General features: G+C 68.7%; 18 protein-coding genes. 5 read left to right on the plus strand and 13 right to left on the minus strand.

From position 1 onward, the window contains the following. Nucleotides 1-43 precede the first annotated feature (43 nt). Nucleotides 44-910 carry a hypothetical protein gene (locus A5688_RS10625; RefSeq protein WP_067839023.1) on the plus strand — a complete coding sequence of 289 codons (867 nt, stop codon included), beginning with the start codon at nucleotides 44-46 and terminating at the stop codon, nucleotides 908-910. A gap of 81 nt (nucleotides 911-991) precedes the next feature. Here A5688_RS10625 and fbaA read toward each other — a convergent pair whose 3' ends face one another. After that, nucleotides 992-2,026 carry a class II fructose-bisphosphate aldolase gene (fbaA, locus tag A5688_RS10630; RefSeq protein WP_067914060.1) on the minus strand — a complete coding sequence of 345 codons (1,035 nt, stop codon included), beginning with the start codon at nucleotides 2,024-2,026 and terminating at the stop codon, nucleotides 992-994. A 129-nt stretch (nucleotides 2,027-2,155) separates the two neighbouring features. Here fbaA and A5688_RS10635 point away from each other — a divergent pair, with 129 nt between their 5' ends. Then, on the plus strand, nucleotides 2,156-2,848 hold the full coding sequence (locus tag A5688_RS10635; RefSeq protein WP_067839016.1) for a DedA family protein: 693 nt from the start codon (nucleotides 2,156-2,158) through the stop codon (nucleotides 2,846-2,848). 5 nt (nucleotides 2,849-2,853) lie between these two features. On the opposite strand, the gene A5688_RS28320 is transcribed toward A5688_RS10635, so the two are convergent. From A5688_RS28320 to clpB, 8 genes are all read right to left on the minus strand, one after another. Next, nucleotides 2,854-4,206, minus strand: coding sequence for a 3-oxoacid CoA-transferase (locus tag A5688_RS28320; protein ID WP_067839013.1), 1,353 nt, complete (start codon nucleotides 4,204-4,206; stop codon nucleotides 2,854-2,856). Continuing rightward, entirely contained in the window at nucleotides 4,203-5,333 is a 1,131-nt protein-coding gene (locus A5688_RS10645) for a glycoside hydrolase family 76 protein (protein WP_067914056.1), read from the minus strand. The genes A5688_RS28320 and A5688_RS10645 overlap by 4 nt, the downstream gene beginning before the upstream one ends. Before the next feature lie 119 nt (nucleotides 5,334-5,452). Beyond that, nucleotides 5,453-6,100, minus strand: a complete 648-nt coding sequence (locus tag A5688_RS10650; RefSeq protein ID WP_067839007.1) for a TrmH family RNA methyltransferase — start codon at nucleotides 6,098-6,100, stop codon at nucleotides 5,453-5,455. Next, the gene (locus A5688_RS10655) at nucleotides 6,097-6,999 is read right to left on the minus strand and encodes a hypothetical protein (protein ID WP_067839005.1); all 903 of its coding nucleotides are present in this window, start codon (nucleotides 6,997-6,999) and stop codon (nucleotides 6,097-6,099) included. The genes A5688_RS10650 and A5688_RS10655 overlap by 4 nt, the downstream gene beginning before the upstream one ends. 228 nt (nucleotides 7,000-7,227) lie before the next feature. Continuing rightward, the gene (gene pyrE / locus A5688_RS10660; protein ID WP_067914099.1) at nucleotides 7,228-7,767 is read right to left on the minus strand and encodes an orotate phosphoribosyltransferase; all 540 of its coding nucleotides are present in this window, start codon (nucleotides 7,765-7,767) and stop codon (nucleotides 7,228-7,230) included. Then, entirely contained in the window at nucleotides 7,754-8,530 is a 777-nt protein-coding gene (locus A5688_RS10665) for an SDR family NAD(P)-dependent oxidoreductase (RefSeq protein ID WP_067914052.1), read from the minus strand. Before A5688_RS10665 ends, pyrE begins: the two co-directional genes overlap by 14 nt. A gap of 57 nt (nucleotides 8,531-8,587) precedes the next feature. Next, nucleotides 8,588-9,466 (minus strand): trehalose monomycolate transport factor TtfA, encoded by an 879-nt coding sequence (gene ttfA / locus A5688_RS10670; protein WP_067838999.1) that lies wholly within the window; start codon nucleotides 9,464-9,466, stop codon nucleotides 8,588-8,590. A gap of 236 nt (nucleotides 9,467-9,702) precedes the next feature. Then, on the minus strand, nucleotides 9,703-12,249 hold the full coding sequence (clpB, locus tag A5688_RS10675; protein WP_067838996.1) for an ATP-dependent chaperone ClpB: 2,547 nt from the start codon (nucleotides 12,247-12,249) through the stop codon (nucleotides 9,703-9,705). Between the two features lie 133 nt (nucleotides 12,250-12,382). Here clpB and A5688_RS27725 point away from each other — a divergent pair, with 133 nt between their 5' ends. The 3 genes from A5688_RS27725 to A5688_RS10690 are packed head-to-tail and all read left to right on the plus strand — an operon-like array spanning nucleotide 12,383 to nucleotide 14,936. Continuing rightward, nucleotides 12,383-12,823: a DUF3060 domain-containing protein gene (locus A5688_RS27725; protein ID WP_067914049.1), complete on the plus strand. Its 441-nt coding sequence runs from the start codon at nucleotides 12,383-12,385 to the stop codon at nucleotides 12,821-12,823. 32 nt (nucleotides 12,824-12,855) lie between these two features. Then, nucleotides 12,856-14,031, plus strand: coding sequence for an FAD-binding oxidoreductase (locus tag A5688_RS10685; protein WP_067914046.1), 1,176 nt, complete (start codon nucleotides 12,856-12,858; stop codon nucleotides 14,029-14,031). Between the two features lie 2 nt (nucleotides 14,032-14,033). Then, nucleotides 14,034-14,936 carry an aldose 1-epimerase gene (locus tag A5688_RS10690; RefSeq protein ID WP_067914043.1) on the plus strand — a complete coding sequence of 301 codons (903 nt, stop codon included), beginning with the start codon at nucleotides 14,034-14,036 and terminating at the stop codon, nucleotides 14,934-14,936. Between the two features lie 145 nt (nucleotides 14,937-15,081). Here A5688_RS10690 and A5688_RS10695 read toward each other — a convergent pair whose 3' ends face one another. From A5688_RS10695 to dnaK, 4 genes are read right to left on the minus strand one after another with little or no spacing between them, the layout of a single operon-like run. Further along, on the minus strand, nucleotides 15,082-15,465 hold the full coding sequence (locus A5688_RS10695; RefSeq protein WP_067838984.1) for a heat shock protein transcriptional repressor HspR: 384 nt from the start codon (nucleotides 15,463-15,465) through the stop codon (nucleotides 15,082-15,084). Further along, the gene (dnaJ, locus tag A5688_RS10700; protein WP_067838981.1) at nucleotides 15,465-16,643 is read right to left on the minus strand and encodes a molecular chaperone DnaJ; all 1,179 of its coding nucleotides are present in this window, start codon (nucleotides 16,641-16,643) and stop codon (nucleotides 15,465-15,467) included. The genes A5688_RS10695 and dnaJ overlap by 1 nt, the downstream gene beginning before the upstream one ends. Before the next feature lie 49 nt (nucleotides 16,644-16,692). After that, nucleotides 16,693-17,352 (minus strand): nucleotide exchange factor GrpE, encoded by a 660-nt coding sequence (gene grpE, locus A5688_RS10705; RefSeq protein ID WP_067914040.1) that lies wholly within the window; start codon nucleotides 17,350-17,352, stop codon nucleotides 16,693-16,695. Continuing rightward, nucleotides 17,349-19,220, minus strand: coding sequence for a molecular chaperone DnaK (gene dnaK, locus A5688_RS10710; RefSeq protein WP_067838975.1), 1,872 nt, complete (start codon nucleotides 19,218-19,220; stop codon nucleotides 17,349-17,351). Before dnaK ends, grpE begins: the two co-directional genes overlap by 4 nt. Nucleotides 19,221-19,226 lie beyond the last annotated feature (6 nt).

Below are 19,226 nucleotides of genomic sequence, written 5' to 3' on the forward strand. Positions count from 1 at the left end.
AAGCTCTGCAACTACCCCACTAAGCGGGAGGACAGTGGTACTCATGCCCAACCCATCCGAACCCGGACGCGGCGGCACGCCGCAACGGCCCGGGTTCGACCCACGCGAGTCTCGCACCGAACCGAGCGACGAGTGGGGGGCCGAGTCCGGCTTCCAAAGCGGCGACGACGCCACCGAGAGCGTCCCTATGGTCCCCAGCGACTCCGAGACCGAGACCGTGGTGATCAACAGACCCGACCCGCGCAGCGGCCCGCAGGAGATCCCGGACGAGCCGCAGCGCGAGCGTCGCTTCACCGCGCCGGGCTTCGACGCCAAAGAGACCGCGATCATCTCCACCACCCCGGAACCCGCCACCGAGGTCTTCTCGACCCCGCCGGACGGCACCGCACAGTTCGGGGTCCCACCCAAACCCGCTGTGCCGCAATCGATCCCACCCCGACTCGGCGGGAAACTGCGCACCAACCGGCAATTCAACTGGGGCTGGGTCCTGGCAATCGTCGTGATCGTGCTGGCGCTGGCGGCGATCGCGATCCTGGGCACGGTGCTGCTCACCCGGGGCAAACACACGAATGTCTCGCAGGAAGACCAGGTTCGGCACACGATCCAGAACTTCGACGTCGCGATCCAGCGGGGTGACCTGACCACGCTGCGCACCATCACCTGCGGCACCACCCGTGACGGCTACGCCGATTACGACGAGCACGCGTGGGACGAGACCTATCGGCGGGTGTCGGCGGCCAAGCAGTATCCGGTGATCGCCAGCATCGATCAGGTGGTGGTCAACGGTCAGCACGCCGAGGCGAACGTCACCACGTTCATGGCCTACGACCCGCAGCTGCGCTCCACCCGCAGCCTGGATTTGCAGTACCGCGACGACCGGTGGAAGGTCTGCCAGTCCGCCAGCGGCTAGCTCAGGCGCTCGCGCCGAGTGTGCGGCCAGCCGCTCGTTCGGGGTCGAGTGTGCGGCTAGCTTCACACTCGAGCGGCTAGCTCAGGCGCTCAAAGACTTTCCCGCGCAGTGCAGGTCGGTGCAGGCCTGGACCACCCGCTCGGACATCGACGCCTCGGCCTTCTTGAGATAGCTGCGTGGGTCATAGACCTTCTTGACGCCCACCTCGCCGTCGACCTTGAGCACGCCGTCGTAGTTGCCGAACATGTGGCCGGCGATCGGGCGGGTGAACGCGTACTGGGTGTCGGTGTCGACGTTCATCTTCACCACGCCGTAGCGCAGCGCCTCCTCGATCTCCGACGTCAGCGAACCGGAACCGCCGTGGAAGACGAAGTCGAACGGCTTGGCCTCCTCGGACAGCCCCAGCCGGGCCGCCGCCACCTTCTGGCCCTGCGCCAGGATGTCGGGGCGGAGCTTGACGTTGCCCGGCTTGTAGACGCCATGCACGTTGCCGAACGTCGCGGCCAGCAGATACTTGCCGTGCTCGCCGTGGCCCAGCGCGTCGATGGTCTTCTCGAAGTCCTCCGGCGTGGTGTACAGCTTGTCGTTGATCTCGTGGGCGACGCCGTCCTCCTCGCCGCCCACCACGCCGATCTCGATCTCGAGGACGATCTTGGCGGCCGCCGCCTCCTTGAGCAGCTCTCGCGCGATCACCAGGTTCTCGTCGATCGGCACGGCCGAACCGTCCCACATGTGCGACCCGAACAGCGGATCCTGACCCGCCGCCACCCGTTCGGCCGAGATCGCCAGCAGCGGGCGGACATAGGTGTCCAGCTTGTCCTTGGGGCAGTGGTCGGTGTGTAGCGCGACGTTGATCGGATATCTGTCCGCAATGCAGCGGGTGAACTCGGCCAGTGCCACCGCGCCGGCCACCATGTCCTTGACACCCAGCCCCGACGCGAATTCGGCGCCCCCGGTGGAGAACTGGATGATCCCGTCGCTGCCGGCATCGGCGAAGCCTTTGATGGCCGCGTTCACCGTCTCCGACGAGGTGCAGTTGATCGCCGGGAAGGCATACGTGCCTTCCTTGGCGCGCCGCAGCATCTCGGCGTAAACCTCGGGCGTGGCGATGGGCATCGGACACCTCCTGACGGCTGCTCCTACCCAACCACGGATGTGTGGTCGGCAGCTACCCGGCGGACCGGGGCGCGTGTTAGGCCGGGCTTTGTGCGGGCCAGCGTCGTTTCGCCGGTATGTTGAGCAATCATGAGCACCGCCGTGACGGCCCTGCCCCACATCTTCGACCCGATGTATTGGTTGGGCGCCGACGGCGTCTTCGGGTCCGCGGTGCTGCCCGGCATCCTGGTCATCGTCTTCATCGAGACCGGGCTGCTGTTTCCGTTGCTGCCCGGCGAATCGCTGCTGTTCACCGGCGGGCTGCTGGCCGCCCACCCGAACCCGCCGGCCAGCATCTGGGTGCTGGCGCCCGCCGTCGCCACCGTGGCGATACTGGGCGATCAGACCGGGTATTTCATCGGCCGGCGGATCGGCCCGGCGCTGTTCAAGAAGGAAGACTCCCGGTTCTTCAAGAAGCACTACGTGACCGAGTCGCACGCGTTCTTCGAGAAGTACGGGCCCTGGGCGATCATCCTGGCGCGGTTCGCGCCGTTCGTGCGGACGTTCGTCCCGCCGGTCGCCGGGGTGTCCTACATGCGCTACCCGGTGTTCTTGGGCTTCGACATCGTCGGCGGCATCCTCTGGGGCGGCGGCGTGACGCTGGCGGGCTACTTCCTGGGCAACGTGCCGTTCGTGCACCACAACCTGCAGAAGATCCTGCTGGTGATCCTGGTCGTCTCGCTGATGCCGGCGTTGATCGCCGCCTGGCGAAGCTCTCGGGGACGGCGGCACCAGGCGGCCGAGCCCGACAAGGAACCCGAGCGGCTGCCGGCCACCGACTAGTCGGGTCAGACCGCGACGTTGAAGTCGCAGCCGGTCTTGGCGCGAACCTCCTCGACGGTCACCCCGGGCTGCAGCTCGGTGAGCGTCAGTCCCCGTCCCGGCTCAACGTCGAAGACGCACAGGTTGGTGATGATCATGTCGACGACGTTCTTGCCGGTCAGCGGCAGCGTGCACTGGCTGAGGATCTTCGGACTGCCGTCCTTGGCGGTGTGGTCCATCAGCACGATCACTCGCTTGACGCCCGACACCAGATCCATTGCGCCGCCCGGTCCCTTGACCATCTTGCCCGGCACCATCCAGTTGGCCAGGTCGCCGTTCTCGGCGACTTCCAGGGCGCCCAGGATGGACAGGTCGATGTGGCCGCCGCGGATCATCGCGAAGGAATCGGCGCTGCTGAAGAAGCTGGACCCGGGCAGGCTGGTGATGGTCTGCTTGCCCGCGTTGATGAGGTCGGGATCGACGGTGTCCTCGCTCGGGTAGGCCCCGATGCCGAGCAGTCCGTTCTCCGATTGCAGCGTGACCTTGATGCCGTCGGGAATGAAGTTGGCCACCAGCGTCGGGATGCCGATGCCCAGGTTCACGTAATAGCCGTCGCGCAACTCCTGGGCGGCGCGCTGGGCCATCCGCTCGCGGACGGGGCTGTCGTTCTTCAGCGCGGCACCGCCGCTGGTGGTGCGGAACTCGATGCGCTTCTCGTAGCCGGTGCCCGCGATGATGCGGTCCACGTAGATGCCGGGGGTGTGGATCAGGTCGGGGTCCAGCTCGCCGACCTCGACCAGCTCCTCCACCTCGGCCACCGTGATCGCGCCGCAGGTGGCGATCATGGGATTGAAGTTGCGCGCCGTCTTGCGGTAGACGAGGTTGCCGGCGGTGTCGCCCTTCCACGCCTTGACGATCGCCACGTCGGCCCGAATGCCTTCTTCCAGAACGTATTCGGTGCCGTCGAAGACCCTGGTGTCCTTGCCCTCGGCAAGGTTGGTGCCGAAGGCCGTCCGCGTGTAGAAGCCGGGGATGCCCGCGCCGCCGGCCCGCAACTTCTCCGCGAGCGTGCCCTGCGGCGTCAGCACCAGGTCCAGCTCCCCGGCCAGCACCTGGCGCTCGAACTCCTTGTTCTCGCCGACGTAGGAGGCGACCACCTTCTTCACCTGCCGCCCCTTGAGCAGCAGTCCCATGCCGAAATCGTCTACGCCGGCGTTGTTTCCGACGATGGTGAGGTCCTTGATGCCGCTGTCGACCAGAGCCTGGATCAGCTTCTCCGGGATGCCGCACAGGCCGAAGCCACCGGCGGCGATGGTGATGCCGTCCTTCAGCAGGCCGTGCAGAGCCGACTCTGCGTCGTGGTGGACCTTATTGCTCACAGGGCGCTCCTGTTCTCGTGCGGCGACTCGGCGGAGACGTTACAGGCGGCCTCCATGAGCATCCACCCCGACAGCTGCACCGACAGGTCCCGTTCGGCCACCTCGGAAGCCATCACCGCGCCCTCGACGAACTCCGCCTCTTTGCCGCCCGCGGTGGGCAGCTGGGCGTCGCGGTCCCAGAACGGGCCGAACACCGGCAGCCCGTCCGCCGTCTGCCTGTTGTCCCAGGCCGACCTCGCGCTGGCCAGCACGATCTGCCGGGCGGTGTCGCGGGCCAGCACGTCGTCGGCCCCCTCCCCCGGCAGGGCGGTGGCCACCAGCGCCAGGTAGCGCGCGGTCACCCCGGCGAACAGGCCGCCGTCCCCGCCGCCGGCGCCGGTCAGCACGCCCGCAGGGGCCATGTGGTCGTGCACGGCCGCGACCAGCCGGTGCACCCGGGGCGCGTGCCGATCGTCATGGGTGCGTGCCGCCAGTTCCGTCTCCAGCCCGAGCACCACGCCCTGGCAGTAGGTGTACTGCGCGCGCACCAGCGAGCCGGCTTTGATGCCGTCGAACACCAGGTGCGTCTCCGGGTCGATCAGGGTCTCGTCGATCCAGTCGGCCATCTGCTGGGCGCGCCGCATATGGTCCCCGTAGCGCGCGAGGAAGATCCCCGCCGGGCCGTTGGCCGGGGCGTTGAAGAACTGGTCGGACTTGCGCCACGGGATGCCGCCGCCGTCCTCGGGCACCCATGCCCGCAGGAATTGGTTGGCGAGCTTGGGCAACGCGCGCGGGCGCTCGACGCCGGCGATCCGGGCGGCGCGTTCCAGCGCCAGCGCCAGCCAGGCCATGTCGTCGTAGTAGCTGTTGATCCACGAGAAGTTGTTGCGCAGCCGGTGCGAGCGGACCTGCCGGTTGATCTCGGTATGCCGGTGCGGCTGCGGGTCGCGCGCCTGGGCGTCGACCAGGCAGTCGAGCAGATGCGCCTGCCACCAGTAGTGCCAGGTGCCGAACCAGCGGTCGCGCCGCGTGGCCGGCCAGGCCACCACGCCCAGTTGGGTCGCGGGCAGGCCCCACAGCCGCTTCAGGTGTCGTTGCGTGACGGCGGCTTCGCTGCTGGCCGCGCGGTTGGCCCAGAGCTGATCCATACCTGTCGATCCTGCCCCACGCCGGTGGCCTCGATGCCTCCGAGTTGCACTCACCCCTTGAGCCCAAGCCGCGCGAGGCCGCCGTCGGTGCACAGTCAAAGCCGTGGGCTCACACTCGATCACCAAGCGCGGGACAGATCGGCGTGCTGCTGGACCCAGGCGTGCATGGCGATCCCGGCGGCGACGCCGGCGTTGATGCTGCGCGTCGAGCCGAACTGCGCGATCGACACCGTCAGCCGCGCGCCAGTGCGGGTGTCGTCGGTGATGCCGGGCCCCTCCTGACCGAACACCAGCAAGCACTCGCGCGGCAGCGCGGCCCGTTCCAGGCGTGCCGCGCCCGGGACGTTGTCCACGGCGACCACGGTCAGCCCGGCGTCCGCCGCGAAGTCCAGCAGTTCGGCGGTGCTGTCGTGGTGGCACAGCCGCTGATAGCGGTCGGTCACCATGGCGCCGCGGCGATTCCACCGTCGCCGACCCACGATGTGCACGGTGTGCACCGCGAAGGCGTTGGCGGTGCGCACCACCGAACCGATGTTGGCGTCGTGCCCGAAGTTCTCGATCGCCACGTGCAGGGGATGCCGGCGCCGGTCGATGTCGGCGATGATCGCCTCCCGCGTCCAGTACCGGTAGGCGTCGACGACATTGCGAGTGTCGCCCTCGCGCAACAGGACTGGGTCATACCGCGGATCGTCGGGCAACTCGCCCGGCCACGGTCCGACGCCGGCCGGCGGCGTCACCGCCCACTCGGTGGGCCCGGGCCCGCTCATCGCTGGGTCCACACCCCGGCGTGCGTACCGTCGATCGCCAGCGTGGCGTACAGCAGCGCGTCGTTGATCTCGCCCTGGGTGCACAGCGACGCGTTGACGTGCACGGCGTCCAGTGAGGCGTCGGGCAGGATCAGCACCGACGACCCGTACGTCGCGCAGGCAGGATTCAACCCCGGGGCGGGCAGGGTCGGCGACGCCAGCAGCATCATCGGGCCGCCGCGCTTGGCGGACTCGTCGCGATAGCGGGCCGCGATGGCGGTGGCTTCCAGCCCCAGCAGCATGTAGCCGTTGCCGGTGAACGCTCCCGGATCCCCCAGCTGCATCTTGGTCACCGGGATGCCGTCGGCCCGCCACGCCGACAGGCTGGCGGTCTTGACCGCCAGGCCGCCGCTGTCGTTGGCGTTGGTCGGCAGCAGGCCCACCGGGAAGGCGACCGGGTAGGCCGACGAACTGTCCGGGATCCGGTCGCGCGGCGAGTAGACGTAGACACCGCGCGCCTGGCTTCGATCCTTCAGCGGCCCAAGGCAAACCGTGCCGGTGAGCCGGTCGCGCGGCGCCGAGAGCGGTGCGGGGATGTCCCGCACGCTGGCCTTCGCGCTGTCACAGCTGCCCAGGCCCGCGGTCTCTATCGGGTGTGCCAGTGCGCCGTAGAGCCCGAAGCGGATGTCCTCGGGTTTGGCGTGCGGCTCCTTGGCCGACGCCGGGCTCGCGTCGACGTCGACCAGCACAAAGTCGCCGTCCCAGCGCAGATTCGACACCGACATGTTCCAGCCCAGCAAGGCCAGCGACTCGCCGAGTCGCGCACCCTGGGCGCCGTAGGGACGCACGGGTTGGTTCGGGGACGAGCAGCCGGCCACGCACAGCGTCAAACAGGCTGCTATCGCAAGGAAGGTGCGCATAGTTCAGCGACTCGCGGTCGGGCCGGGACTCCCCTGCCACGCCGGCCACATCCGGCACAGCAGCCCCGGGCCGAAGGGAGGGACGAATTGCCCGCCTTTCAGCGACAACTCGGGCGCCCCCGTGCTGCGGCGCTCTTGTCGCTGTGAGGCGGGCACAATGAACATCGCCCGCGCCAGGGATTCCTGCGGCCTATGTGACAACGGGTGCATACGAGGACTCGCCGGCAACTAGCTCAGCCCCAGATCGGCGAGGCCGAGCACGCTCCGGTAGGGCAGCCCCTCGGCCTCGATGGCCTCGGCGGCGCCGGTGGCGCGGTCCACCACGGTGGCCACCCCCACCACGTCGCCGCCGGCCTCCTGGACGGCGCGCACCGCGGTCAGCGCCGAATTGCCGGTGGTACTGGTGTCCTCGACGACCAGCACCCGCTTGCCGGAAACCTCTGATCCTTCGATAAGACGTTGCAGCCCATGGGTTTTCGCCGACTTACGCACGACAAAGGCGTCGATGGGACGGCCCGGCGCGTGCATGACGGCGGTGGCCACCGGGTCCGCGCCCAGCGTCAGGCCGCCGACCACGTCGTAGTCCCAGTCGCTGGTCAGTTCCCGCATCAACGTGCCGATCAGCGCCGAGGCGCGGTGGTGCAGGGTGGCCCGGCGCAGGTCGACGTAGTAGTCGGCCTCCTTGCCCGAGGACAGCGTGACCCGCCCGTGCACCACCGACAGCCGCCGCACCAGCTCCGCCAGCTCTTCGAGGTCAGGTCCGGCCACGGCCACTCCCGATTCGTTTGGTGACCGCTCGCATCAGGCTCCGCGGCATCAGGCGCTCGGCGGCGATGATCGCCTTGTACTGCAGGCCCGGAATGCTGATCACCTTGCCGCGGGCGACATCGGCCAGGCTTTGGCTGACGACGTCGTCGACCTCGAGCCACATGAACGACGGTGACTTGGCCATGTCGATCCCGGCGCGGTCGTGAAATTCGGTGTGCACGTAGCCCGGGCACACGGCGTGCACGGAAACCCCGGTGCCCTGCAGGCCGACGGCCAGGCCCTCGCTGAACGAGATCACCCAGGCCTTGGACGCCGAATAGGTCGACCCGCGCCCGGGCACCAGCCCGGCGACGCTGGCGATGTTGATGACGGTGCCGGCGCCGGCCTCGAGCATGGCCGGCAGGGCCGCCCGGGTCAGGTGCATGACCGCGGTGACGTTGACGTCGAGCTGGGACTGCAGCAGCGCGGGGTCGGCGGACCAGAAGTCGCCGGAGGTGCCGAAGCCGGCGTTGTTCACCAGGACGCGCACTCCCCCGGCGGCGAGCCGGTCGCAGACCCGTTGGCGGCCGACGGGATCGGCCAGGTCGGCGGGCAGGATCTCGACGGCACCGGCGTGTTTTTGCAACTCGGCCGACAGCCGGCTCAGGCGGTCGACGTCGCGGGCGACCAGCACCAGGTCGTAGCCGTCGCTGGCATAGCGTCGCGCGAATCCGGCGCCGATTCCCGACGTTGGCCCAGTGATCAGGGCGACGGGGCGAGGCATGAGCGACATCTTAATGACGGCGGCCGCACCGGCCTCTGGGCTACCCGGGGCCCGCCGTCAGCGCTGATAGTTGCTGGCCTGGTGGCCGTTGCGTCCGGAGGGCGGTGGGCGGCGGATGGTCTCCGGGCGCCCTTCGGGTCGCGGCTGCTCCCGGCGCAGCGGCTCGGCGGCGCGGCGACCCGGCGCAAGATCGGGGCCCATCAGCCCCGCCACATCCTGCTGCGGACGTCGGGGCGGCAGCTCGGCGCGGCCCGCGGGCGCCAACGGCCGGCTGGGCGAGGCGTTGCGCGGTCCCGACGGCGCCCCGGTTTCCTGGGGGGCCTCTTCGGGCAGCGGCGGCAGCACCCGCAACAGGTCGTTGAACTGACGTACGGTGCGCAGACCCTCGTCCCACTGGGTGCGGGTGCTGGTGATCGGCATGGCGACCAGCGTCCAGTTCTGTTCGTTCCACATGATCTCGGCGCTGTCCGGTGCGGTGTGCGCGAAGGTGACCATGCGGCGGTCGCAGGCCCGGCGGGCGGCGTCCAGATTGGTGGAGTAGACCATCCGCGGCCCGATCGCGCCCAACAGCCAAATGTCGCTCTCCCGAGGCTCTTTCAGTCCCTTGAGCCGCAGGTCCACCACAACGTTCGTGCCCACCTTGCGGTGCAGTGCGATGACCGTCGCGACCTCTTCCAGGTCGAAGATGTAGACGGCCTCGCCACGGATCTGACCCAGCACCACGTTCTGGGCGGTGACGTCGCCCACCGTGGACATCACGCCGCGCTTCCAGCGCTTGAGGATGTCGGTCGATTCACGCTCGTAGTCGAACCCGTGCGATCGCGCCCACGACTTGCGGCGCCTGCTGCGCCCGCGCCGCCGATCGATGTCGACGTACAGCAACACCCCCGCGCCGACGAAGCACAGCGCGGAGAGCGTGAACCAGAGGGGGACCATCCAAAACAGGGTATCTGCTATTGGCCCGGAACACAGAAGGCGACCAGGTCACAACCCCATCACAGCTGGCTGGCCCCGGATCGGCGAGCCGGCGTTCGGGGGTGACGCGCCGAACGTGCGCTCAGTGCGAACAAATCGCTCGATTTTCACCGTGAGTGCACGTTCGGCGCCGGCGATCTGGCTAGGCCGACGGTGACGACCCGCTTCGCCCGGCTACGCCGCGCTCGCGATCGTCACTAGCCCAGAATCAGCGAGTCGCCGTCGGGGCTGACGTTCACCGGGACGGTGTCGCCGTCGTGCACGTCGCCCGCCAGCAACAGCTTCGCCAGCTGATCGCCGATGGCCTGCTGCACCAAGCGGCGCAGCGGCCGGGCGCCGTAGACCGGGTCGAACCCGCGCTGCGCCAGCCACTGCTTGGCCGGCAGCGACACCTCCAAGATGAGGCGGCGCTGCGCCAGCCGCTTCTGCAGCTGGGCCAGCTGGATGTCGACGATCGACACCAGCTCGCCGGGCTCGAGGCCGTGGAAGATGATCACGTCGTCGAGCCGGTTGATGAACTCCGGCTTGAACGCCGAGCGCACCGCGGCCATCACCTGCTCCTCGCTGCCACCCGATCCCAGGTTGGACGTCAGGATCAGGATGGTGTTGCGGAAGTCGACCGTGCGGCCCTGCCCGTCGGTGAGCCGGCCCTCGTCGAGCACCTGCAGCAGCACATCGAACACGTCCGGGTGCGCCTTTTCGATCTCGTCGAACAGGATCACCGTGTAGGGGCGCCGGCGCACCGCCTCGGTCAGCTGGCCGCCCTGGTCGTAGCCGATGTACCCGGGCGGGGCGCCGACCAGGCGTGCCACCGAGTGCTTCTCGCCGTACTCGCTCATGTCGATGCGGACCATCGCGCGCTCGTCGTCGAACAGGAACTCCGCCAGCGCCTTGGCCAGCTCGGTCTTACCGACACCGGTCGGCCCGAGGAACATGAACGACCCGGTCGGCCGGTTGGGGTCGGCGACCCCGGCCCGGGAACGGCGCACCGCGTCGGACACGGCCGTCACCGCCTTCTTCTGGCCGATGACGCGCTTGCCCAGCTCGTCCTCCATGCGCAGCAGCTTGGCGGTCTCGCCCTCGAGCATCCGCCCGGCGGGGATGCCGGTCCACGCCGACACCACGTCGGCGATGTCGTCGGGTCCGACCTCCTCCTTGAGCATCACGTTCTCGCGGGCCTCGGCGTGCGGCACCGCGGCGTCGAGCTTCTTCTCGATCTCGGGAATGCGCCCGTACCGCAGCTCGGCGGCCTTGGCCAGGTCACCGTCGCGCTCGGCGCGCTCGGACTCGCCGCGCAGCGTGTCCAGCTGTTCCTTGAGTTCGCGGACCACGTCGATGGCGCTCTTCTCGTTCTGCCAGCGGGTGGTCAGCTCGGACAGCTTCTCCTTCTGGTCGGCCAGCTCGGAGCGCAGCTTCTCCAGCCGCTCCTTGGACGCCTCGTCCTCCTCCTTGGCCAGCGCCATCTCCTCGATCTCGAGGCGGCGCACCAGGCGCTCGACCTCGTCGATCTCGACGGGCCGCGAGTCGATCTCCATCTTCAGGCGCGACGCGGCCTCATCGACCAGGTCGATGGCCTTGTCCGGCAGGAAGCGGGCGGTGATGTAGCGGTCGGACAGCGTGGCCGCGGCCACCAGCGCGGAGTCGGTGATGCGCACACCGTGGTGCACCTCGTAGCGGTCCTTCAGGCCGCGCAGGATGCCGACGGTGTCCTCCACCGACGGTTCGCCGACCAGCACCTGCTGGAAGCGGCGCTCCAGCGCGGCGTCCTTCTCGATGTACTTGCGGTACTCGTCGAGCGTGGTGGCACCGACCAGCCGCAGCTCGCCGCGGGCCAGCATCGGCTTGATCATGTTGCCGGCGTCCATCGCGCCCTCGCCGGTCGCGCCGGCGCCGACGATGGTGTGCAGCTCGTCGATGAACGTGATGATCTGCCCGGCGGAGTTCTTGATGTCGTCGAGGACGGCCTTGAGGCGCTCCTCGAACTCGCCGCGGTACTTCGCGCCGGCCACCATCGAGCCCAGGTCCAGGCTGATGACGGTCTTGTCGCGCAGGCTCTCGGGCACGTCGCCGGCGACGATGCGCTGGGCCAGGCCCTCCACGATCGCGGTCTTGCCGACGCCGGGCTCACCGATGAGCACCGGGTTGTTCTTGGTGCGGCGCGACAGCACCTGCACGACGCGGCGAATCTCGTTGTCCCGCCCGATGACCGGGTCGAGCTTGCCCTCGCGGGCCCGTGCCGTCAGGTCGGTCGAGTACTTCTCCAGCGCCTGATAGGTGGCCTCGGGCTCGGGGCTGGTGACGCGGGCGCTGCCGCGGACCTTGACGAAGCCGTCGCGCAGGGCCTGCGGCGACGCGCCGTGGCCGGTCAGCAGCTTGGCGACGTCGGAATCCCCGGTGGCGAGGCCGACCAGCAGGTGCTCGGTCGAGACGTACTCGTCGTCCATCTCGGTGGCCAGTTGCTGTGCGGTGGTGATGGCGGCCAGCGATTCGCGCGACAGCTGGGGCTGCGAGCTGGCGCCGCTGGTCTGGGGCAGCCTTTCCACCAGGCGCTCCGCCTCGGTGCGAATGGTCGCGGGCTGGACGCCGACAGCCTCCAACAGCGGCCCCGCGATCCCGTCCGCCTGGGTCAGCAGGGCCATCAGCAGGTGCGCGGGCCGGATTTCGGGGTTGCCGGCGGCCGAGGCCGCCTGCAGCGCCGAGGTCAGCGCCGCTTGCGTCTTGGTTGTCGGGTTGAAAGCGTCCACGACGACCTCCGTTCGGTTCCAAAAGGTTGGGAAAAATGCTCGTCCGCTTGTTCAACGTCGTCAAGGTTGAGTCTGTTCCGCTCAACCCTATCGAGTTTTGGGCGATTCCGGCGTACGGGGTACCCCCCTATCGATGACGCAGACGACGCAGCACCCCGACCAGGCCACCGCCGACCCCTCCAAGCCCCGGCGCCGCGTTCCCCGGATCTTCTGGCCGGCCGCCGTGGCCGTCGGACTCGCGCTGGCGGGCCTGGTCGCCGTCGGGTCGCGCACGGACCTCGGCGGCGACAGTCAGTCGGCGGTTCCGGAGTCCGGCACGCTGCAGGTCAGCGGGACCGGTGCGACCAAGACGATTCCCTGTCACGACGGCTATCTGTCGGTGAGTGGGAAGCAGAACACCATCACCCTGACCGGGCACTGCACCAGCGTCAGCGTCGCCGGCAGCGGCAATCACGTCGCGGTCGACAGCACGGACGCGGTGAGCGCGTCCGGGACCGGCAACGTCGTTCTCTATCACTGGGGTTCACCCAAGATCGCCAACGCCGGGACGGCCAACATCGTCCGGCAAGGCTGAGTCGCCGGCCGCCGAGCCTAGAATCGGGGCCCGTGAGCCTGGAGGACGTCGAAGCGCTGCGGGTGCTGCGCGATGCCTTCGCACCCGACGGCCCGGTCGGCGAATCCGAGGAACTCGTCCATCGCTTCTACACCCAGTGGTTCGCCCTCGACGGCTCCGTGCGCGACCTGTTCCCGCCCGAAATGAGCGCCCAACGGCTCGCTTTCGGCCACGCGTTGCACTGGGTGTACGGCGAGCTGGTCGCGCGGCGCGCCCAGGAACCGGTGGCCTTCCTGGCCCAACTCGGCCGCGATCACCGCAAGTACGGTGTGCTGCCGCACCATTACGAGACGCTGCGGCGAGCGCTGTTGACCACACTGCGCGCCCAGTTGGGTGCGGCCTGGACGGGCGCGGTCGACGAGGCGGCCCGGCAGTCGCTGAACCTGATCACCGGGGTGATGAGCGGCGCCGCGGACGCCGACGAGGGACCCGCCTGGTGGGACGGCACCGTCATCGAGCACATGCGGGTGTCCCGGGATCTGGCGGTGGTGCGGCTGCAGCTCGATCAGCCGATGGACTACCACGCCGGTCAGTATGTCAACGTCCATGTGCCCCAATGCCCGCGCCGCTGGCGGTATTTGAGTCCGGCCATCCCGGCCGACCCGGGCGGCGGGATCGAGTTTCACATCCGGTTGGTCCCCGGCGGTTTGGTCAGCACCGCGATCGTCAACGAAACCCGCATCGGCGACCGGTGGCGGCTGTCGAGCCCGCATGGCGGCCTACGGGTCGACCGCGAAGGCGGGGACGTGCTGATGGTCGCCGGCAGTACGGGTCTGGCACCGCTGCGGGCGCTGATCATGGACCTGTGCCGGTACGCGGTCAACCCGCGGATCCATCTTTTCTTCGGCGCCCGGTATCGCTGCGAACTCTACGACCTGCCGACCCTGTGGCAGATCGCCTCGCACAATCCGTGGCTGTCCGTATCGCCGGTCTCGGAATACAACAGCGACCCGTCGTGGGCCGTCGACTATCCCGACGTGACGCCACCGCGTGGCCTGCACGTGCACCAGATCGGCCGGCTGCCCGAGGTGGTGACCAAGTACGGCGGCTGGGGCGACCGGCAGATCCTGGTCAGCGGCGGGCCGGCGATGGTCCAGGCCACCAAGGCCGCCCTGATCGCCAAAGGGACTCCACCCGAACGCATTCAGCATGACCCGCTATGGAGGTAACCATGCATGTCGTCACCCTGCGCGATCCTTCTTCGCCGGTGGTCGCGCAGTTCGTCCCCGAGGCGGGGATGATCGGCACGTCGCTGCGCGACGCCGGTGTCGAGCTGCTGGGCCAGCGCCGCGGTCTGGACGCCTACATCTCGGACGGCAAGACGATGGGGATCCCGATTCTGTACCCCTGGGCAAATCGGTTGGGCGGCAACACCTATACCGCGCAGGACGTCGCCGTGACCCTGACGCCGGGAGAAAACGGGGTGCGCGCCGACCCCAACGGGCTGCCCATCCACGGTGTCCTGGCCGCCTACCCGGGATGGCGGACGACGGCCGGGACCGCCCACGAGCTGACCGGCGAACTGGATTTCGGTGCGGATCCCCGACTACTGGCCAGCTTCCCGTACCCGCATCTGCTGACGGTGGCGGTGCGGCTGGCCGACCGGACGCTGACGGTGCGGACGACGGTCACACCGACCGGTGACCGCGCGGTGCCGCTGTGCTTCGGGTTTCATCCCTACCTGCGGCTGCCCGACGCGCCGCGGGCCGACTGGATCATCGAGACGCCGCCGTTGCGGCATCTGGGCCTCGACGGCAGCGGGCTGCCGACCGGCGACTCCAAGCCGGAGTCGGCGCGGCGAGAAACGTTGGACAACAAGTCTTTCGACGATGCCTACGACGAAGTGGCCGAAGGCGCGGTGTTCGCGGTGTCCGGCGGCGGGCGCCGCATCGAAGTGCATTTCGAGCACGGCTATCCGGCGGCACAGATTTTCGCGCCACCGGTCGAGGACCCCGCGAAGGCGATCGTGTGCTTCGAGCCGATGACCGCACCGACCGACGCGCTGCGCCGGGGCGGCTACCGATGCGCGCGGCCGGGCGAACCGGCGGTCACGCAGTTTTCCCTTCGGGTCTGATCACAGTGACCACTGGGGTCACTGCAGCCGCCGCCTGGTGGCCATTAGGTGAATGCGAAAAGCGCTAGCAAATGCGCTAGCGCTTTTCGCGAACTTTGAATGCCTCCGGAGACAAGAACCCTTGGGGAGGAAGTAAACCGGCGGCCTAGCGTCCCCGGCGCGGCTGCCACACCACCACGGCGGTGCTCTTGGGCACCACCGCCAGATCGCGGCGCTGGCTGGCACGCGTCTGCGCCAGTTCCTCGGTCAACTCCTTGATCCGGGCCTGCAGCGCGTCGACCTGGTTGGTCAGCTCGATGATGCGCTTGATGCCGGCGAGGTTGACCCCCTCGTCCTGGGAGAGCCGTTGCACCTCGCGCAGCAGGTTGACGTCGTTCTCCGAATACCGCCGTCCCCCACCGGAAGTCCGGCGCGGGCTGACCAGGCCGAGGCGGTCGTAGGTGCGCAGCGTCTGGGCGTGCATGCCGGCCAGCTCGGCGGCCACCGAGATCAGAAAGGTCCGCGCATCCTCTTTGCGGTTCTTGGCCATCAGCGGTTACCCGCCCATCCGGCCCGGGGATCGAAGCCGCTGGAACGCTCGGCGGCGGCGTACGCCTCCAGCGCCTCCTGGGCGGCACCCTCCAAATTCGGTGGCACGGCGACCTTTACGGTCACCAGCAAGTCCCCGTTGCCGCCGCTGCGCTTGGGCACACCTCGTCCGCGCACCCGCAGGATGCGGCCGTCGGCGGTGCCCTTGGGCACCCGAACCCCGACCTTGCCGTCCAGCGTGGGCACCGAAATGGTTGAGCCCAAAGCCAACTCGGTGAAGCTGACCGGGACGGTCACGGTGAGGTCGTCGCCGTCGCGGCCGAACACCTTGTCCGGGCGCACATGCACGGTCACGTACAGGTCACCCGACGGCGCACCGCGCAACCCGGCCTCGCCCTGGCCGGGCAGCCGGATGCGCTGTCCGTCCTCGACGCCGGGCGGGATCCGCACGTTGATGGTGCGGGTCCGGGTGGTGACGCCGGTGCCCTTGCACTCGTCGCAGGGGTGCTCGATGATCGAGCCGCTGCCCCGGCAATCGGTGCAGGGTTCGGAGAAGCCGAACGCGCCCTGGTTGCGGTTGATCACCCCGGAACCGTTGCAGGTGGGACACACCTTCGGGCTGGTGCCCGGCCGCGCACCACTGCCGTGGCAGTTGGTGCACGGCGCCGGACTGGTCAGCCGCAACGGCATCGCCACACCCTTGGCGGCCTCGACGAAATCCAGCTGGGTTTCGGTCTCGAGGTCGTTGCCGCGGCGCGGCCGGCTGGGACGGGCACCCGCACCCCGGCCGAACAACCCGCCGAACAGGTCACCGATGTTGGTGCCGCCGCTGCGGCCGGCGGCGTCGAACAGATCGTTGAGGTTGAACTCAGCGCCGTCACCGCCGACGTTGAAGCCCCCGAACCCGCCTGTGTCGAACCGGCGCCCGCCAAAACCACCGCCGGCGAACAGCCTTCGGGTCTCGTCGTATTCCTTGCGCTTGGCCGGATCCGACAAGACGTTGTGCGCCTCGGAGACCGCTTTGAATCGTTCGCCCGCGGCGGGGTTGTCGGGATTGGCGTCCGGGTGCAGATCGCGCGCCAGCTTGCGGTAGGCGCGTTTGATCTCTTCGGGACTGGCGTCAGAGGAGACGCCCAGCTCCTTGTAGAAGTCCTTTTCGACCCATTCACGCTGGGCCATGTCGCGTCACCTCCTTACCCTCTCTCTTCTGTTGTGCTGATTGTGTGGGCTAGTCACCGGGTGTGCCGGCGTTATCGTCCGATTCGGCCGACTCGGTTTCCCCGGCCGCCGCGGCGGGCTCACCGGCAGTGGGCGCCGCGTCGCCGTCCCCGTCGACCGTGTCGACGACGCCGACCAGAGCGTGGCGCAGCACCTGCTCGCCCAGCTTGTAGCCCTGCCGCATGACAGTGCCGATCACCGGCCGGGAGCCGTCGCCCTCGTGCTGGACGGCCTCGTGCAGCACCGGGTCGAAGTCCTCGCCCTCGGCGCCGAACGCCGACAGGCCCAAGCCGGTCAGTGCGCTTTCCAGCTTGTCGGCCACCGACTTCAGCGGTCCGGACTCCAGGTCGCCGTGCTTGCGTGCCCGGTCGAGATCGTCGAGCACGGGCAGCAATTGGTTGACGACGGCGGCCTTGGCCCGGTCCGCCGCGGCCTGCTGATCGCGCAGCGCCCGCTTGCGGTAGTTGGCGAAGTCGGCCTGGACGCGTTGCAGATCACCCAGCAATTCGGCGGCCTTGCCGGCCTCCTCGGGAGATTCGCCCTCGAAAGGCCCGGCCGCAGCCCCTCCCGGCGTGCCGCCGGGAGGGACCTGCCGAACTTCGCCGGTGTCAGGATCGATTCGCCGCTTGTCGGTGACTGTCACCTGTTCGTGTGGGTTGCTTTCCGTCACTTGGACTCCCGGTCATCGTCGACCACCTCCGCGTCCACGACGTCGTCGGCGGACCCCGCCGACCCGGACGCGCCGCCGGCCGCACCGGCACCGGCCTGCTCGCCGGAGGCCTGGGTGGCCTCGTAGATCGCCTGTCCGAGCGCCTGAGACTCCTGGCCCAGCTTCTCCATCGCCGCCTTGATCGCGGTGATGTCGGTGCCGCCCAGGGCCGTCTTGGCCTCGGCGATCGCGGCGTCGACCTTGCTCAGCGTGTCCTCGGGGACCTTCGAGCCGCCTTCGGCTTCGCGCTGTTCGGTGACGAACTTCTCCGTCTGGTAGACCAGCGATTCGGCCTGGTTGCGGACGTCGGCCTCTTCCCGACGCTGACGGTCCTCCTCGGCGTGCGCCTCGGCGTCCTTGATCATCCGGTCGATCTCCTCCTTGGACAGGCCGGAGCCTTCCTGGATTTTGATCGTGTTCTCCTTGCCGGTGCCCTTGTCCTTGGCCGTGACGTGCACGATGCCGTTGGCATCGATGTCGAACGTGACCTCGATCTGCGGGACGCCGCGCGGAGCCGGCGGGATGCCGGTCAGCTCGAAGGAGCCGAGCAGCTTGTTGTGCGAAGCGATTTCGCGCTCACCCTGATAGACCTGAATCTGCACCGATGGCTGGTTGTCGTCGGCCGTGGTGAAGGTCTCCGACCGCTTGGTGGGGATGGTGGTGTTGCGTTCGATGAGCTTGGTCATCACGCCGCCCTTGGTCTCGATACCCAGGCTCAGCGGCGTAACATCAAGCAGCAGAACGTCTTTCACCTCACCCTTCAAGACACCTGCCTGAAGAGCCGCTCCGACCGCTACAACTTCATCGGGGTTGACGCCCTTGTTGGGCTCCTTGCCGCCGGTGAGTTCCTTGACCAACTCGGTGACCGCGGGCATGCGGGTGGAACCACCCACCAGGACCACGTGGTCGATCTCGGAGACCGAGATGCCGGCGTCCTTGATCACGGACTGGAAGGGCTGACGGGTGCGGTCCAGCAGATCCTGTGTGATGCGCTGGAATTCGGCGCGGGTCAGCTGCTCGTCGAGGAACAGCGGGTTCTTGTCCGCGTCGACGGTGATGTAGGGCAGGTTGATCGAGGTGCTCTGCGAACTCGAGAGCTCGATCTTGGCCTTCTCGGCGGCCTCACGCAGCCGCTGCATCGCCATCTTGTCCTTGGTCAGGTCGATTCCGCTGGTGCCCTTGAACTTGTCGACCAGCCACTCGACCACGCGGTCATCCCAGTCGTCCCCACCGAGGTGGTTGTCACCACTGGTGGCGCGGACCTCGACCACGCCCTCGCCGATCTCGAGCAGCGAGACGTCAAAGGTGCCGCCACCGAGGTCGAAGACCAGGATGGTCTGTTCCTTCTCGCCCTTGTCCAGGCCGTAGGCCAGCGCGGCTGCGGTCGGCTCGTTGACGATGCGCAGCACGTTCAGGCCGGCGATCTGGCCGGCCTCCTTGGTCGCCTGACGCTGGGCGTCGTTGAAGTACGCCGGCACGGTCACGACCGCGTCGGTGACGTCCTCGCCCAGGTACGCCTCGGCGTCGCGCTTCAGCTTCATCAGCACGCGGGCGCTGATCTCCTGGGCGGTGTATTTCTTGTCGTCGATCTCGATGGACCAGTCGGTGCCCATGTGCCGCTTCACCGAACGGATGGTGCGGTCGACGTTGGTGACCGCCTGGTTCTTGGCGGGCTGGCCGACGAGCACCTCACCGTTGCGCGCGAAGGCGACGATGGATGGGGTGGTCCGCGAACCCTCGGAGTTGGCGACGACGACCGGGTCGCCGCCCTCGAGAACTGCGACGACGGAGTTGGTGGTCCCGAGGTCGATACCGACCGCACGAGCCATAGTGAT

The organism is Mycobacterium mantenii (assembly GCF_001667865.1).
Classification (GTDB): Bacteria; Actinomycetota; Actinomycetes; order Mycobacteriales; family Mycobacteriaceae; genus Mycobacterium; species Mycobacterium mantenii_A.